We start from the raw sequence: 15708 nt of genomic DNA, 5'->3' as shown, positions 1-15708 counted from the left end.
GCACTTCCCCATGTCAGGATCCGACCGTGGACCCCAAGGAAAATGGCAAGGCCATTCTGGCCATGCTCGTGGCAATGGCCGCCTTCATCGGCAACGACGCATTGGTCAAGATCGTCTACGAGACGGTCCAGCTTGGCCAGATCATCGTGGTGCGCGGGCTGATCGCCATCGCGATGATCCTCGTGCTCTGCTACGCCACCGGCGTGCACCGGGAGGTTCGTCACCTCCGCAACCCCATGGTGCTGCTGCGCAGCTTCGGCGAGGTGGGGGCCACACTGTTCTATCTCATCGCGCTGATGCACATGCCGATCGCCAACATCACGGCGATCCTGCAGGTGCTGCCGCTGATGGTGACCGGCGCGGCGGCGATCTTCCTCGGGGCGCCCGTCGGCTGGCGGCGCTGGACGGCCATCGGCGTGGGCTTTGTCGGGGTGCTCATCATCGTGCGCCCGGGTCTGGAGGGCTTCGACCAGTGGTCGATCCTGGCCATGATCGGCATGCTGTTCATGGTGCTGCGCGATCTCACGACCCGGATGATGCCGCCGGAAGTTCCGACCTTCGGGGCGACGCTGGTCACCTGTGTCGGTGTCCTGCTGCTGGGGCTTTGCGTGGTCGGCGTCGAGGGCTGGAAGCCGATGACGCTCGGCGAGGTCGGCATTCTGGCTTCTGCCGCCGCCTGCCTGCTTGCAGGCTATGTTCTGCTGATCGTTGCCATGCGCATCGGCGACATTTCGCTGGTCTCGCCCTTCCGCTACTCGATCATCGTCTGGGCGATCCTGATCGGCTACCTCGTCTGGGGCGACGTGCCGGACGCGCTGACCCTGCTCGGCACGGGCATCGTGGTTGCCACCGGCATCTACACGGTCCTGCGCGAACGCAAGATCGCCAGGGATGCGGAGCAGGCAGGCGGGCGCTAGGCTCGAACCCGTCGGCCGCGAGGCCGACGACGGACAGGATACGGACCGGATGAATGACCAGCCGCGCAGGGAAGGTTCCGCGATGACGGGATCCGCAACCATGGGGTCCGAGGGGACGGGATCCGGCATGACGGCAGGGGGCGGGGATGGCGGTCCGGTCCGGCCGCGGCCCTCGATGGCCATCCTGGTCGCCATCTCGACGGTCAATCCGCTGGCGATGAACATCTACCTGCCGTCTCTGGCGGGCATGATTGCCGCCTTCAATGCCACCTCGGCCGAAGTGCAGCTGACCATGTCGCTCTATCTGGCCGCCGTCGGCGTCGCGCAGATCTTCCTCGGTCCGATCTCCGACCGCTATGGCCGTCGCCCGGTGGTGGTCGGCGGCATGGCGGTGTTCGTGGTGGGCACCGTGATCTGCCTGCTGGCGCCCGACATCACCACGCTGATCATCGGCCGCATCATCCAGGCGCTGGGCGGCTGCACCGGACTGGTCCTCGGCCGCGCCATTGTCCGCGATCTCTACGAGCGCGACCAGGCGGCCAGCATGATCGGCTACGTGACCATGGGCATGGCGGTCGGCCCGATGTTCGCGCCGGCCCTTGGCGGAGCGCTCGACGGCCGGTTCGGCTGGCAGGGCGGCTTCTATCTCCTGCTGGCGCTCGGCATCGTCGTGCTGGTTGCGGCCTGGTACGACCTGCACGAGACGCATCACACCCGCAGCCGCGGGCAGGGGATCGGCGGGCTGGTGGCAAGCTACCGCACCCTCGGCGCGACGCCGGCCTTCTGGGCCTATGCGGCCACGGCCATGTTCACCTCCGCGGTCTATTTCGCCTTCCTTGGCGGCGCGCCCTTCATCGCCGCCGCCGTGCTCGGCATGACCCCGCTCGGCATGGGCCTCTACTTCATGCTGGTGGCGGCCGGCTACATCGTCGGCAACGGCCTTTCCGGCCGCTATGCGCAGCGCATCGGTGTCATCCGCATGATCACCATCGGCTCGCTGATGCCGCTCGTGGCCGTGGTGCTGACCGGCACCCTGTTCGGGCTCGGCATCGTGCATCCGCTGTCGCTGTTCCTGCCGATGCTGATCGTCGGCCTCGGCAACGGCCTGTGCCTGCCAAGCGCGATTGCCGGGGCTGTCAGCGTGCGCCCGGATCTGGCCGGGGCGGCCTCCGGTCTTGCCGGCAGCATGCAGATCGGCCTCGGCGCGGTGTCCTCGGCGCTGGTGGCCTTCCTGCTGTCGGAGGAAATGTACCCGGCAACCACCTGGCCGCTGGTCCTCGTCATGGCGGTCTGCGTGGTGATGACGCTGGTCTCGGTCGCCGCCGCAGCCGCGGTCGAGCGGCGGGCGGCCCGTCTCGGCCTCTGACGGCATCCGCGCCGCCGGGGCCATCGTGTCGCTGCGGACCGGACCCCGGGCCTCAGCCCGAACCCGGTCTCAGCCGCCGGTGACGCTCATGTGGCGGCCGACGGCCGGGCGGCGGGTGCGCCGGTCGATGATGAAATCATGGCCCTTCGGCTTGCGGCCGATCGCCTCGTCGATGGCCTGGGCGATCAGCTCGTTGCCCTCGGAGGCGCGCAGGGGCGCGCGCAGGTCGGCGCTGTCGTCCTGGCCGAGGCACATGTAGAGCATGCCCGTGCAGGTCACCCGCACCCGGTTGCAGCTTTCGCAGAAGTTATGCGTCATCGGCGTGATGAAGCCGATGCGCCCGCCGGTCTCCGCCACCTGCATGTAGCGGGCCGGGCCGCTGGTCTTGTAGGGAATGTCCGTCAGGGTAAAGCGCTCGGCCAGACGCGCCCGCACGAGGCTGAGCGGCAGGTACTGGTCGGTGCGGTCGCCGTCGATGTCGCCCATCGGCATGGTTTCGATCAGCGTGAGATCATGGCCCTCCGCATGGGCCCACTCCAGCATCGGCACGATCTCGTCCTCGTTGACGCCCTTCAGCGCCACCATGTTGAGCTTGACCGCAATGCCGGCCTCCCGTGCGGCGCGGATGCCGTCCATGACCTTGCCGAAATCGCCCCAGCGGGTGATGGCGCGGAAGCGGTCGGGATCGAGCGTGTCGAGCGACACGTTGATGCGGCGCACGCCGGCCGCCGCCAGCTCGCCAGCATAGCGGGCGAGCTGCGAGCCGTTGGTGGTCAGCGTCAGCTCCTCGAGCGCCCCGGACTTCAGGTGGCGCGACAGGGAGCGGATGAGGTCAAGGATGCCCTTGCGCACCAGCGGCTCGCCGCCGGTCAGACGCAGCTTCGCAACCCCCTTGTCGATGAAGGCGGTGCAGAGCCGGTCCAGTTCCTCCAGCGTCAGGATCTCGCGCTTCGGCAGGAAGGTCATGTCCTCGGCCATGCAGTAGACGCAGCGGAAATCGCAGCGGTCCGTGACCGAGACGCGCAGATAGGACACGGTGCGGCCGAAGGGGTCGATCATCCGGGGACGGGCGCGCCGCCCGCCGTCTTGCGCCGGCAGCGGGCGTCCGGCCGGGACCGCATCCGCCGGCACGCCGGCGTCGCCGCCGAGGCGGTCGAACCTCTCGTCCATCGCTCTCTCCCCGCCCTGCCTGCGGCAACCGCCGGGCAGGCTCTCGTTCTGTTCCGTCAAACATATTGCTTTTTGGCGCGTCGGCAAGAGGCTTGCGGCCTGCGGTGATCCTGCCCCCGCTGCAACGCGTATCAGGCCCGAGACAGTTCACCCCGCTTCCTTTCCGTGTCCCGAGCTTTGCAATGACCACACTCGTCTGGTTCCGCCAGGATCTGCGCCTTGCCGACAACCCCGCGCTGGCCGAGGCCTTCGCCCGTGGCCCCGTGCTGCCGATCTACATCGTCGAGACGCCCGAACAGTCCGGCGACACCCATCCGATGACCGGCGCAAGCCACTGGTGGCTGCATCACAGCCTCAAGGCCCTGGACGCGGACCTCGCACGGATGGGTGGCCGGCTCGTGATCCTGGAAGGCCCGGCCGAGACGGCGCTGGAGCAGGCGGTCCGCGCCACCGGGGCCACCGCGATCCACTGGAACCGGTGCTATGAACCGCATGCGATTGCCCGCGACACGCGGCTGAAGACCCGCTTCGGCGATGAGGGGCTCAGCGTCCGCAGCTTCAATGCCGGCCTGCTGCACGAACCCTGGGAGCTGGAGACCAAGACCGGCGGTCCCTTCAAGGTCTATTCGCCCTTCTGGCGTGCCGCGCTCGCCCGTCCGGTGACGCCGCCGCTGCCGGCCCGCAGCGGCGAGCTGATCGCGGCCGACGGCCTCGGCCTGCCGCTCGAGCACTTCGGCCTGACGCCGAGCCGGCCCGACTGGGCGGCGGGCTGGCTGGACCTGTGGCAGCCGGGCGAGGCGGGGGCTTCGGCGCTGCTGGAGGGCTTCCTTTCGGGGGGACTGAAGGGCTATGGCGAGCTGCGCAACCGGCCGGACCTGCCCAATGTCTCGCGCCTGTCGCCGCATCTGCATTTCGGCGAGATCTCGCCGCGCCAGATCTGGGCCGCAACCCGGCTCTACACCGACCTGCATCCGGGCCTGGCCAAGGACGGCGACAAGTTCCTGTCCGAGATCGGCTGGCGCGAGTTTTCCTACCACCTGCTCTATCACTTCCCGGATCTGCCGGCGAAGAACTGGAAGCCGGCCTTCGATGCCTATCCCTGGCGCGACAGCGCGGCCGACCTGAAGGCCTGGCAGCGGGGCATGACCGGCTATCCGATGGTGGATGCCGGAATGCGCGAGCTGTGGGCCACGGGCTACATGCACAACCGCGTGCGGATGCTGGTCGCCTCCTTCCTGGTCAAGCACCTGCGCCTTGACTGGCGGCACGGCGAGGCCTGGTTCCGCGACACGCTGCTGGATGCCGATCTCGCCAACAATTCCGCAAGCTGGCAGTGGGTGACGGGCAGCGGCGCGGATGCCGCGCCCTACTTCCGCATCTTCGCGCCGGTCGGTCAGGGGCAGAAGTTCGATCCGCAGGGCGACTACGTGCGGCGCTGGTGCCCGGAACTGGCCCGGCTGCCGGACGAGTTCCTGCATGCCCCCTTCGAGGCGCCCGACCGGGTGCTGAAGGCGGCAGGTGTCGTGCTGGGCAAGACCTATCCGCGCCCCATCGTCGATCATGCCGCAGCCCGTGCGGCGGCCCTTGCCGGCTACGAGGCGGTCAAGGAAGCGGGCGGCGTGGCCGCCGAATAGGCGCTCCTGGGGCGTTGGCGCCGGGACGGCGCTGTTGGCGGCGTTGCCGAAGGGCAGACCGGCCCGCGCCTGGCCCCCGGACGGGGCTAGTCCGCCGCCTGCGTGCGGGCGATCTCGGAGGGACTGCGGAAATCCAGCAGCGCGGCGAGGTCCCGCGCCTGCTGGCCGATGACATCGAATTCCGCCGAGGTGGCGAAGGTCCGCACCAGGCTCCAGAAGTCGGGCTGGGCGAAATGCGGCTGCATGGCCGCCAGGCTCTCCGGCTCGCGTCCGAGCACGAGCCGGTAAGCGGTGCGGATCTCGGCCTCGGTGCGTGGCGCGCCGGCCGGTGCGGCCTCCTCCGGCAGCCGGCCCGTCAGCGCCATCTGCGCCAGGGAGGCGAGGCCGGTCGCCCGCGCAGCCAGCCGTGACAGGGCCACGCTGGCACCGCCGCCGTACCAGATGAAATCGTCGAACACATTGGCGGCCAGTCCGAACCGGCCCGCGCGGTCGGCGTGGTCCTGATGCAGGAAGAAGCGGTTGAGTCCGTCGAACTGCATGGCCCGGTAGCCAAGGGCCCCAAGCTGTCGCTCCACCTCGTTCTCGGTCACGGCCGCCTCGCTGTGGACGGTCGTCTCGATCGCCACCACCCAGGGCCGGACAGGGGAGCTGCCCCAGCTCTCGAGAACCTCCTGCTCCATCCCCTCCACGTCGATCTTGAGCCAGTGCACCTCGCCCGGCGCGGCATCGAGGACCTCGGCCAGCGACAGGGCGGGCACCGTCAGGGTCTCGCTGGCATGACCGGCGGCACTGTGGGCGGCAGCCACGTCGGCCCGCCCCGTGGACAGGCCGCTGGTTCCGTCGATGCGGTGGAAGGTGACGGTGCCGGGGCGGGTGGACAGGGCCGCCTCGAACACCCGGTCGCCCGGACGGGCTGCCCTGAGCGCGGCGGCCATTTCCGGCAGCGGCTCCACATGGAAGCCGCGCCAGCCCTGGCGATAGAAGCCGAGGGACACCGAATCCTGCACCGGATGCGCCGCCCCGACGTCAATGTAGAAGCCGGCCCCGACATCGCGCAGCACACGCCACAAAAGGACATCCTCAAGGTTCTGGGAAAAGGCTTCAAAGCGCATTCGGGGGGATCCGCACATCAGTCAGTCGGCGCAACTCATGAGGGATGGGCGCGGATCTGGCAAGCCGTATGAATCCGGTGCTTGACCTCGCCCCGGGAGCGGCTAGGGTCGCGGCGAACCGCCCGGACCCTGCTGCTCTCAGCCTGCAGGACCGGTCCCACCGTCCAGCCCCCCAACTTCCGGATCGTCCGCCGATGACAACGCCCTGGCCCACCGAACTCCGCCTGTCCAAGGACAAGAAGACCCTGACGGTCGCCTTCGACACCGGCGAGCGGCATGACTACAGCGCGGAATATCTTCGGGTGTGTTCGCCCTCCGCCGAGGTGCAGGGGCACAATCCCTCGCAGAAGATCACGGTGCCGGGCAAGCGCAACGTGATGATCCTGAACGTCGAGCCGGTCGGCAACTATGCCGTGCGCCTGCATTTCGACGACATGCACCAGACCGGGATCTACTCCTGGACCTATTTCCTCGATCTGGCGCACAACCCCGACAAGCATTGGGGCGTCTACCTGAAGGAGCTGGAGGAGAAGGGCCTGTCGCGCGACCGCTGAGGCCCTTGCAACCGTCGGGGCCCTTGCGCACCAGCGGGCCGCCCGGGCCCGGGACGCCACGGATGTCCGTCCGGTGTGCCCCGGCCAGCAGCGCAGTCAGGGGCTCAAGTCAGGGGCTCAGTCGGGGGCTCAAGTCGGGCGCGCAGGCGGGGCAGGGGCTTTCGCCCCTGCGGCCGGCTCAGCGCTTGACGACGACCGTCGCGCCGACCTCGACATTGTCGTAGAGGTGTTCGACGTCCTCGTTGGCCATGCGGATGCAGCCGGAGGAGACGGCAGAGCCGATGGTCCAGGGCTGGTTGGTGCCATGGATGCGGTAGATCGTCGAGCCGATGTAGAGGGCGCGGGCACCGAGCGGATTGTTGATGCCGCCTTCCATGTAGACCGGCAGGATGCGGCCCTTGGCGCGCTCGCGGGCGCGCATCTGCGGCGGCGGCGTCCAGCCCGGCCATTCGGCCTTGCGCGTGACCTTGTGCACGCCCGACCACTGCATGCCTTCCTTGCCGACGCCAACGCCGTATTTCATCGCCTTGCCGCCCTCGAGGACGTGATAGAGGCGACGTTCCTTGGTGTCGACGACGATGGTGCCGGGCGCATAGGGGCCGGAGTAGCTGACCAGTTCGCGCTCCACCGGGGATTTCTGCGAGCCGAGACCCGGGCCGTAGCTCTCCCAGCGCTGGGTCACCGGATCATAGAAGCGGCCGGCCTGCGCGCTGGCAGCCGACGTGCCTGCGACAAGTGCAACGGCGGCCAGAAGGCCGATCATCTTGAGCATCTCAAATCACTCCCCACAGAAAGCGCCACCCCGGCGCGTCCCTCCGAAATCCGCCGCAGTATAGAGACTGCGTCTTTCTACGGACTTAATGCAAGGGGGGCGTCGGGTACTGCGGCAGGCGGGGTGAAGCACCAGATCGTCGGGGAGGGGGCGGCTGCGGCGCGATGAACGAAAAAGGGACCGGATGTGTCCTCCGGTCCCCCCAGACTGCTGATAAACTTCGGAGTTTCGTCCGTTTGCCGTCATTCCGGACAAGGTGAGCGTTCAGCGAACCGCAGATCCGGAATCCAGCATGTCAGTGCGAGCGCAAGCGAGCCCAAAACCAAGTCACCTCGATACGACTTGCGACCGACAGGAGTGTCGCGCTCCGCGCGGCTGATATCTGGATCCCGGCTCGGCGCTTCGCTCACGCTCAGCTGGGCCGGGATGACAACCGAGGGTTTGTCATCAAGCTCAAGGGACCGGATGTGTCCTCCGGTCCCCTGATCCTGCGGCACGCCGGGTGCCGGGGCCTACATGGCGTAGTCGGCCACGTTCGACGGGATCACCAGCTCGTAGGGGATCCAGTCATAGAGCTGCACCGGCTGGCCCTTGGCCAGCGCCACGGCGTCGTCGGCGGAGCGGCGGCCCTGGGCGACCGCGTTCTGCAGCACGGTGACGTCGAGCTTGTTCTCCTTCATCGAGGCGAGGGCGGCGGGCGTCGCGTCGACACCGGCAACCACCACCTGTTCGTCCGGAATGCCGGCCGCCTGCAGCGCATCCAGCGCGCCGAGGGCCATGTCGTCGTTGTTGGCGAGGATGGCATTGGGCAGGGTGCCGGCGCTGATCCAGCCGGTCACGACGGCCTTGGCCTCGTCGCGCTTCCAGTTGGCCGCCACGACGGTCTTCAGCGAGAGGCCCGGCAGGCTGTTGACGACTTCCTTGACGCCGTTGGTGCGGCCGATGGCGGCCGGATGCCCCGACGGTCCGGTGAGGACAGCCACATTGCCCTTGTTGCCGATCAGCTTGCCGACGTAGCGCATCTGCATGCGCCCGGCGACCAGATCATTGGAGGCGACAATGGCGGTGCGGGCCAGGAACCGGTCAAGGTTCGGCTGCACGTTCATGAAGACGACGGGGACGTTGGCCGCCGCCGCAAGGGCGTCGATCTGGGCGGCCACCTCGTCGTTCGGCGGCGTGACGATGAGGGCCGGCGGCTTGGCCGCGAGCGCTGCCTTGACCTGTTCGATCTGGCGGGCCGGATCCTCCCTGGCATCGTCGACCTTGACGGTGATGCCGAGTTCCTTGGCCCGCTCCTGCAGGGCGGTGGACAGCAGCTTGGTGAAGGTGTCGAGCGTGTACATCGACACGGGATAGGTTTCGGCAATCGCCGTGCCGGACAGCATGGCCGAGAAACCGAGGGCGAGAAGAACGCGCTTCATCCGTTTTCCTTTCCGGGACCTGGTCTGGATGGCTGGGCTCAGGCGGCGCGGACGCGTTCGAGGAAGGAGGCGACCTCCCGCTTCAGACGATCCGACTGCATGGCCAGCTCCGAGGAGGCGGCGAGAACCTGGGTGGCAGCCGAGCTGGACTGGCCGGCGGCCATCGACACGTTGCTGATGTTGGCGGTCACTTCCGCCGTCACGCGGGTCACGTCCTGCACGGTGCGGGTGACGTCGGCGGCCGTCTGCGACTGGCGCGCCACCACGCCGCCAATGGCTTCCGCAATGGTGGCCAGCGTGGTGATGACCGTCTCGATCTGCGAGATGTCGGTGAGGGCACGGCTGGTCGAGGCCTGCATCTTCTCGATGCTGGCGCTGACGGAGGTGGTGGCTGCACCGGTCTGGTTGGCAAGCGCCTTCACCTCGTTGGCAACCACGGCAAAGCCGCGTCCGGCCTCGCCCGACCGGGCCGCCTCGATGGTGGCGTTGAGCGCCAGCAGGTTGGTCTGGGCGGCGATCTGGTTGATCATCGCCAGCACCGATTCGACGGTCGAGGCATTGGTCTGCAGCTCGTCCATCGTGCCGCGGGTCTCGTTCGCCTGGCGCACGGCCTCGCTGGTCATCTCGCCCGACCGCTTCATCTCCTGGCCGACTTCCTGCGACAGCGACACGAGGCCGTCGATCGCCTGGGCGACCCGTTCCACGCTCATCGCCGCCAGCTTGGCACCTTCGGACACCGACACCGACTGGGCGCTGGTCTCCTCGGCAGCCGCCGACAGGGTCTGGGCGGAGGCCTGCAGCTCGGTCGAGGCAGAGGCGACGGTGGCGACCACCTCGCCGACAGCCCGCTCGAAGGAATTGGCAAGCTCTTCCATCTCGCGCCGCTGACGCTCGCGCATCAGCCGCTCCTGGTCCGCCTGCGACGCCCGCAGACGCTCCGCATCCTGCATCGAGGACTGGAAGATCGACAGGGTCCGGGCCATCGCGCCGATCTCGTCGCGGCGGTCGGTGTCGGAGATGGTGATGTTGGTCTCGTTGTCCGCCAGACGCCGCATCATGCCGGTCAGGCGGGTGATCGGGCCCGAGATGCCGATGACGAGCAGGGTGCCGACCGCCACGCAGAACAGCGACTGCAGCACCAGCGCGATGCTGATCCAGAAGGTCGCGCTCGAGCTGATCTCGGCGGCTGCCACCGTGCTCGCCTTGCCATGATCCCGGTGCAGCGTCAGGACCTTCTCGACCGCAGCGGCAAAGAGCTTGCCGTCGGTCACCAGATCCGTCGAGACGACGCTCGAGGCAAGGTCGAACTGGCCGGCCTTGTTGAGGGCCGTCACCTCGCCGGCCACAGCCAGGAAGTGCTGCCACTTGGCGCGCAGGTCGCGCACCAGCTCCTGCTCGGCCGGGTCCACCACCGTGGCGGAATACTCGGCAAAGACGCTGGAGAAGGCGAGTTCGACCTTTTGCAGGTCGGCCTCCGCCGCCGCGCGCCGGCTCTCGTCCGCATAGTGCGCGGCGACGACGCCGACATTCAGCTGCGCGCTCAGCTTGGCCAGGTTGCCCAGCATGTCGACCTTGGCCAGGGACGTCGACAACTCGGATCCGGCAGTCGACACCGACTGCAGGCTGCGGATGGCAAAAAGGCCGGTCACGACCGAGGCCGCAAACAGGATGATGAAGGCTGCGACGATCTTGGCCTTGATGCTCGAAAATACGCTTGGCATGGATCTACCTACAGTGGTTGAGCCAAAGGAACTGACCCAAGGGTGCAGGCCGACGGTTAATTTTCCCTAGCGTCAATTATTTTTGTTTTGATAAGGGCGATAAATAAAATCCCAGTGACTCGTGCGGTGTTCCTGCAACCCGATCCCTATATTCAGGTTGCAAAACGAAAGGCCCCGGTCGATGTGCTTCGACCGGGGCCCTTGCCGGGGTTAACGGCAATGGTTTCACAAGATCAGAGGCCTCAACCGAGGTTGAGCTCCTTGAAGAAGTCGTTGCCCTTGTCGTCGATGACGATGAAGGCGGGGAAGTCCTCGACCTCGATCTTCCAGATCGCTTCCATGCCGAGTTCCGGATAGGCGACGACCTCGACCTTCTTGATGCAGTCCTGGGCGAGACGGGCGGCCGGACCGCCGATGGAGCCGAGGTAGAAGCCGCCATGGGCCTGGCAGGCGCGGCGCACCGCCGGCGAGCGGTTGCCCTTGGCCAGCATCACCATGGAGCCGCCGGCGGCCTGGAACTGGTCGACATAGGCATCCATGCGCCCGGCCGTGGTCGGACCGAAGGACCCGGACGGCATGCCTTCCGGCGTCTTGGCAGGGCCGGCATAATAGATCGGGTGGTTCTTGAAATAGTCCGGCAGCGGCTCGCCGGCCTCAAGACGTTCGCGCAGCTTGGCATGGGCCAGATCGCGGGCGACGATCAGCGGGCCGGTCAGCGACAGGCGGGTCTTGATCGGGTGGCGCGACAGCTCGGCCAGGATCTCCGGCATCGGCCGGGTCAGGTCGACCTTGACGACGGTGTCCGACAGGTGGTCGTCGGTCACCTCCGGCATGTAGGTCTCCGGATGCATCTCCAGCTGTTCGAGGAAGATGCCGTCCCTGGTGATCTTGCCCAGGGCCTGACGGTCGGCCGAGCAGGAGACGCCGATGCCGATCGGCAGCGACGCGCCGTGCCGCGGCAGGCGGATGACGCGGACGTCGTGGCAGAAGTACTTGCCGCCGAACTGTGCGCCGACGCCGGTCGCCTGGGTCAGCTTGTGGATCTCGGCTTCCATGTCCAGATCGCGGAAGGCGTGACCGAGATCGGAGCCCTGCGTCGGCAGGGTGTCGAGATAGCGGGCGGAGGCGAGCTTCACCGCCTTCAGGCACATCTCGGCCGAGGTGCCGCCGATGACGATGGCAAGGTGATACGGCGGGCAGGCGGCCGTGCCGAGCGTCAGGATCTTTTCCTTCAGGAAATCGATCATGCGGTCGTGGGTCAGCAGGGACGGCGTACCCTGGAAGAGGAAGGTCTTGTTGGCCGACCCGCCGCCCTTGGCCATGAACAGGAACTTGTAGGCGTTCTCGCCCTCGGCATAGAGCTCGATCTGCGCCGGCATGTTGTTGGAGGTGTTCTTCTCCTCGAACATGGAGATCGGCGCCAGCTGCGAGTAGCGCAGGTTGCGCTTGAAATAGGCATCGCGGGCGCCTTCCCCGAGCGCTTCCTCGTCGCTGCCGTCGGTCCAGACGCAGCGGCCCTTCTTGCCCATGACGATGGCGGTGCCGGTGTCCTGGCACATGGGCAGCACGCCGCCGGCCGAGATGCTCGCGTTCTTCAGGAGGTCGAAGGCCACGAACTTGTCGTTGTCGGTCGCCTCCGGGTCATCGAGGATGGCCTTGAGCTGGGCGAGGTGCCCGGGGCGCAGGTAGTGGTTGATGTCGATGAAGGCCTGTTCGGCCAGAAGCCGCAGGCCCTCGCGCTCGACCACGAGCATTTCCTTGCCGTTGAAGGTGGCCGTCGAGACATGGTCCGACGTCAGCTTGCGATAGGGCGTCTTGTCCTCGCCAAGCGGGAACATGGCACTGTGACGATAGTCCGGGGGCGTGACAGGAGCGTTCATCGGGGTCTCTTTCCTGGCGGCCGTCCTTCGTGACCGGAACGGCTCGAAACGGGATGGGCTTCTTTACGGCAAAAAGGCCGGTCCCGCCAAGCGGGTCCGGCCTTCCCAATTCGTCGCGGGGACAGGGCGCGCGGTCAGCGGCTGGCTGTCAGGTCCAGCTTGATGGTGACATCGTCGCCGACGGTGCTGGGCGGGAAGCTGGCCCCGACGCCGAAGGCCGTGCGCTTGACCTTGGCCGTGCCGACGGCGCGGGCGCTGGCGTCGGTGATGTCGAGCGTGAAGTCCACCACGACCGGCTGGGCCTGGCCGCGCAGGGTGAGCGTGCCGTCCATCCGGTAGGCGTTGCCGCCGAGCGCCGTGACGGCACCCGAGGTGAAGGTGGCGGTCGGGAAGGTGGCGGCGGCGAGCCAGTCGGCCCCCGGGATCATCTCGACGAACTGCGGGTTGGCGGTGACGATGCCGCCGGTCTCGATGGTGGCCTCGATGCGGGCCTCGGCAAGGTTGGCGGGATCGAAGCGGATCGTCGCCGTCCAGGTCCGGAACGTGGCCTCGACGGCCTGTCCGCCCTGGTCGACGGCAAAGCCGAGGGAGCTGCGGGCCGGATCGACGGTCCAGTCGGCGGCAAGGGCGGGAACACCGGCGGCAAGCGACAGGGCAAGGGCCGCCGTGGCAAACAGTCTGCGCATGGGAGGGGTCCTTTCGGATCGGGTCAGATGGGGCGGTCAGACGCGCTGGCCGGCATCGGGCCGGTCTTGCGCGCCGGTGCGGGAGGCGGGGCGCAGCATCCGCACCAGGACGCCGTCGCGGGCCAGGAAGTGATGCTTCAGCGCCGCGCCCACATGGGCGACCAGCAGCAGGATCAGCAGCCAGGCAAAGAGTTCATGCAGGTCCTTGAACAGGGTCTCGGCCTCCGCCTTGGTGCCGAGCGCCGCCGGAACCGGAAGATGCGGCACGTTGACGGCGCCGAACAGCAGCGTCGGGATGTTCCAGGGGGATGCGGAGACCATCAGCCAGCCGGTGAGGGGAATGGCGAAGATCAGCGCATAGAGGCCGATGTGGCCGAGATGGGCGGCCGCCTTTTCCCAGGCCGGCATGGCGGACGGAAGCGCCGGGCTCGGGTTGGCGAAGCGCCAGATGAGGCGGAAGATCGCGAGGCCCAGGATCACGAAGCCGATCGACTTGTGCAGCTGGAACAGGGCAAAGGTGCCCGGATCGGTCAGCGGCAGGCGGTGCATGTACATCCCGAGGGCGAGCATGGCGATGATCATCAGCGCCATCGTCCAGTGGAAGGCAATCGCGACCCAGCCGTAGCCGGAGGAACTGTTGCGCAGCATGGCGGCTCTCCCGATGGGGGCCGGACGCGCGGGGTGCGGCGTCCGGCCCGGGTTCGCGCGGCGGCCCTTACTGGGCCGCGGCGAGGGTTTCGGCATGCAGGGTGATGGTCACCTCATCCCCGACATAGGGAACATACATGTTCATGCCGTAGTCGGAGCGCTTGATCGTGGTCTTGCCGGCAAAGCCGATCGCCGGCTTCTTGGCCATCGGATGCTCGCCCATGGCCGTCACGGTCACCTGCAGGGTCGCCGGCTTGGTGATGCCCTTGATGGTCAGGTCGCCGACGATCTCCAGCTCCTTCTCGCCGGTCTTGGTGACCTTGGTGCTCTTGAAGGTGGCCTGCGGGAACTTGGCGACATCGAAGAAGTCGGCGCTCTTCAGGTGGGTGTCACGGTCGGCAAAGAAGGTGTCGAGCGTGGTGGTGTCGATGGTCAGCTCGATGGAGGAATTCTCCGGCTTGTCGGCATCGACGAGGAGCTTGGCCTCCCAGCCGCCGAAGCGGCCGTCGGTGGTGGAGAAGCCGAGATGGTCATAGGTGAAGGACAGGTTGGAGTGGCTCTTGTCGAACTCGTAGGCAACCGGGTCCGCGAGGACCGGGGTGGCGAACAGCGCGAGCGCGAGAGCAGAAACAGCGAAACGGGTCATGTCAGGTCTCCGGACGGGAAGAACGGGATGGCATTGCGAATGCCTGCGCTTCAACATGTAGCTGATTTCGCGCAAGGCACAATTTGACGAACTGTTCACTCGGATTGAACGACGTAGCAGCGTCATTTGGGGCACTGATTACTATTCAGCGTACAACAGCGCGGAAATCCTTGTGAAATTGCGTAGCTGGCGCGGCATGGGGCCGGGGGCTCCGTGACCGGCGATCACGCCGGGATCGCGGCTTTGTGAGCCGGACCTGTTGCGGCGCACAATCGATTTCCGGGCGCAACGTCCGCCCTGTCATCAATCCATCAAGCGGGTCAGGCAGGAAGAACGGGCTGGGGCGCGGCCGCAGTCGGCCCTCGGGACGTCGGTCGGCTGCGGGCACAAGAGGACACGCATGTGACGAAGGCCATACTGATCTGCCATCGGGGCTTGTCCCGACAGGCGCCCGAAAACACGCTCGCCGCCCTGGAGGCCGCCCTTGCCGCCGGCGCCGATGTGATCGAGTTCGACATCCGCACCAGCCGCGACGGCATCCTCTATGTCATTCATGACGAGACGGTGGACCGGACGACGGACGGGCGCGGCCGCGTGGCCGACATGACCTCGGCCGAGCTCGACGGCCTCGATGCCGGCAGCTGGTTTGGCGCTGCCTTTGCCGGCGAACGCATTCCCCGCCTGTCCGTTTTCCTCGATGCCTGCAAGGGCCGCATCGGAACCTATGCCGAGATCAAGGCGGCCGATCCGGCGCGGGTGCGCGACATGCTGGCGGCGCGCGGGATGCTGGACCGGGCCTGGTCCTTCTCCTTCGACGAGGGCATCCGGGCCCAGATGCGGGCGCGGGTCCCGGACCTGCGCCGCATGGTGCTGTTCCAGCACACGGGCTCCGTCGAGCGGGCCGTTGCCGCCGGCGCGCATATCCTCGAGTTCAACGAGACCAACGTCACACCGGAGCGCGTGGCCCAGGCCCATGCGGCCGGTCTCGTGACCCAGCTCTTCTATGCCGGCGCGGAGGAGGCCGTGTTCGAGCGGGCCCTCAGCTGCGGTGTCCAGCAGATGAACATCGACGAGCCGGATGTATTGCGCGCCGTCGAGGCGCGCCTCATGCTGCCGGTGTCGTGAAGCCTCGGAAACGGACGCAGAGGAAGTTGCGCCTCTATCCGGTTGCTGAAAATTTA

At 67.4% G+C, this 15708-nt stretch carries 14 protein-coding genes; 5 read left to right on the top strand and 9 right to left on the bottom strand.

From position 1 onward, the window contains the following. The first annotated feature begins 26 nt into the window (after positions 1–26). Both GWI72_RS08905 and GWI72_RS08900 read left to right on the top strand, forming a co-directional pair. A complete protein-coding gene (locus GWI72_RS08905; protein ID WP_161673929.1) occupies positions 27–917 on the top strand; it encodes an EamA family transporter in 891 nt (296 codons plus the stop codon). A gap of 82 nt (positions 918–999) precedes the next feature. Next, complete coding sequence (locus tag GWI72_RS08900) at positions 1000–2283, top strand: multidrug effflux MFS transporter (RefSeq protein WP_209000075.1); 1284 nt, start codon at positions 1000–1002, stop codon at positions 2281–2283. A gap of 69 nt (positions 2284–2352) precedes the next feature. On the opposite strand, the gene moaA is transcribed toward GWI72_RS08900, so the two are convergent. Then, positions 2353–3342 carry a GTP 3',8-cyclase MoaA gene (gene moaA / locus GWI72_RS08895; RefSeq protein WP_161674674.1) on the bottom strand — a complete coding sequence of 330 codons (990 nt, stop codon included), beginning with the start codon at positions 3340–3342 and terminating at the stop codon, positions 2353–2355. Between the two features lie 293 nt (positions 3343–3635). Between moaA and GWI72_RS08890 the strand changes: the two genes are divergently transcribed. Beyond that, positions 3636–5087 (top strand): cryptochrome/photolyase family protein, encoded by a 1452-nt coding sequence (locus GWI72_RS08890; protein WP_161708414.1) that lies wholly within the window; start codon positions 3636–3638, stop codon positions 5085–5087. An 86-nt stretch (positions 5088–5173) separates the two neighbouring features. Here GWI72_RS08890 and GWI72_RS08885 read toward each other — a convergent pair whose 3' ends face one another. Then, positions 5174–6199, bottom strand: coding sequence for an FkbM family methyltransferase (locus GWI72_RS08885; protein WP_161673925.1), 1026 nt, complete (start codon positions 6197–6199; stop codon positions 5174–5176). Between the two features lie 194 nt (positions 6200–6393). Here GWI72_RS08885 and GWI72_RS08880 point away from each other — a divergent pair, with 194 nt between their 5' ends. Continuing rightward, positions 6394–6753 (top strand): gamma-butyrobetaine hydroxylase-like domain-containing protein, encoded by a 360-nt coding sequence (locus GWI72_RS08880; protein WP_161673923.1) that lies wholly within the window; start codon positions 6394–6396, stop codon positions 6751–6753. A gap of 178 nt (positions 6754–6931) precedes the next feature. Here GWI72_RS08880 and GWI72_RS08875 read toward each other — a convergent pair whose 3' ends face one another. The 7 genes from GWI72_RS08875 to GWI72_RS08845 form a co-directional block, all read right to left on the bottom strand. Then, positions 6932–7525 carry a L,D-transpeptidase gene (locus tag GWI72_RS08875; RefSeq protein WP_161673921.1) on the bottom strand — a complete coding sequence of 198 codons (594 nt, stop codon included), beginning with the start codon at positions 7523–7525 and terminating at the stop codon, positions 6932–6934. A 512-nt stretch (positions 7526–8037) separates the two neighbouring features. Beyond that, complete coding sequence (locus GWI72_RS08870) at positions 8038–8946, bottom strand: substrate-binding domain-containing protein (RefSeq protein WP_161708413.1); 909 nt, start codon at positions 8944–8946, stop codon at positions 8038–8040. A 38-nt stretch (positions 8947–8984) separates the two neighbouring features. Further along, positions 8985–10667, bottom strand: coding sequence for a methyl-accepting chemotaxis protein (locus GWI72_RS08865; RefSeq protein WP_161673917.1), 1683 nt, complete (start codon positions 10665–10667; stop codon positions 8985–8987). 242 nt (positions 10668–10909) lie between these two features. Then, complete coding sequence (locus tag GWI72_RS08860; protein WP_161673915.1) at positions 10910–12547, bottom strand: fumarate hydratase; 1638 nt, start codon at positions 12545–12547, stop codon at positions 10910–10912. 134 nt (positions 12548–12681) lie between these two features. Further along, a complete protein-coding gene (locus GWI72_RS08855; protein ID WP_161708412.1) occupies positions 12682–13233 on the bottom strand; it encodes a YceI family protein in 552 nt (183 codons plus the stop codon). 36 nt (positions 13234–13269) lie between these two features. Beyond that, a complete protein-coding gene (locus GWI72_RS08850; RefSeq protein ID WP_161673911.1) occupies positions 13270–13881 on the bottom strand; it encodes a cytochrome b in 612 nt (203 codons plus the stop codon). Positions 13882–13948: 67 nt separating this feature from the next. Beyond that, complete coding sequence (locus tag GWI72_RS08845) at positions 13949–14527, bottom strand: YceI family protein (protein WP_161673909.1); 579 nt, start codon at positions 14525–14527, stop codon at positions 13949–13951. Positions 14528–14929: 402 nt separating this feature from the next. On the opposite strand from GWI72_RS08845, the gene GWI72_RS08840 reads away from it, so the two are divergent. Continuing rightward, positions 14930–15652, top strand: coding sequence for a glycerophosphodiester phosphodiesterase family protein (locus GWI72_RS08840; RefSeq protein ID WP_161673907.1), 723 nt, complete (start codon positions 14930–14932; stop codon positions 15650–15652). Positions 15653–15708 lie beyond the last annotated feature (56 nt).

It is taken from the genome of Pannonibacter sp. XCT-53 (assembly GCF_009915765.1).
Lineage (GTDB): Bacteria > Pseudomonadota > Alphaproteobacteria > Rhizobiales > Stappiaceae > Pannonibacter > Pannonibacter tanglangensis.
Note: the sequence above shows the minus strand (reverse complement) of the source record. Positions and strands in the feature narration are given on the sequence as shown.

Excerpts from the sequence above, each read along its gene's own strand:
- GWI72_RS08900 (WP_209000075.1), top strand. The coding sequence starts at position 1,000 with ATGACGGGATCCGCAACCATGGGGTCCGAGGGGACGGGATCCGGCATG.
- moaA (WP_161674674.1), bottom strand. The coding sequence starts at position 3,342 with ATGATCGACCCCTTCGGCCGCACCGTGTCCTATCTGCGCGTCTCGGTC.
- GWI72_RS08890 (WP_161708414.1), top strand. The coding sequence starts at position 3,636 with ATGACCACACTCGTCTGGTTCCGCCAGGATCTGCGCCTTGCCGACAAC.
- GWI72_RS08885 (WP_161673925.1), bottom strand. The coding sequence starts at position 6,199 with ATGCGCTTTGAAGCCTTTTCCCAGAACCTTGAGGATGTCCTTTTGTGG.
- GWI72_RS08880 (WP_161673923.1), top strand. The coding sequence starts at position 6,394 with ATGACAACGCCCTGGCCCACCGAACTCCGCCTGTCCAAGGACAAGAAG.
- GWI72_RS08875 (WP_161673921.1), bottom strand. The coding sequence starts at position 7,525 with ATGCTCAAGATGATCGGCCTTCTGGCCGCCGTTGCACTTGTCGCAGGC.
- GWI72_RS08870 (WP_161708413.1), bottom strand. The coding sequence starts at position 8,946 with ATGAAGCGCGTTCTTCTCGCCCTCGGTTTCTCGGCCATGCTGTCCGGC.
- GWI72_RS08865 (WP_161673917.1), bottom strand. The coding sequence starts at position 10,667 with ATGCCAAGCGTATTTTCGAGCATCAAGGCCAAGATCGTCGCAGCCTTC.
- GWI72_RS08860 (WP_161673915.1), bottom strand. The coding sequence starts at position 12,547 with ATGAACGCTCCTGTCACGCCCCCGGACTATCGTCACAGTGCCATGTTC.
- GWI72_RS08855 (WP_161708412.1), bottom strand. The coding sequence starts at position 13,233 with ATGCGCAGACTGTTTGCCACGGCGGCCCTTGCCCTGTCGCTTGCCGCC.
- GWI72_RS08850 (WP_161673911.1), bottom strand. The coding sequence starts at position 13,881 with ATGCTGCGCAACAGTTCCTCCGGCTACGGCTGGGTCGCGATTGCCTTC.
- GWI72_RS08845 (WP_161673909.1), bottom strand. The coding sequence starts at position 14,527 with ATGACCCGTTTCGCTGTTTCTGCTCTCGCGCTCGCGCTGTTCGCCACC.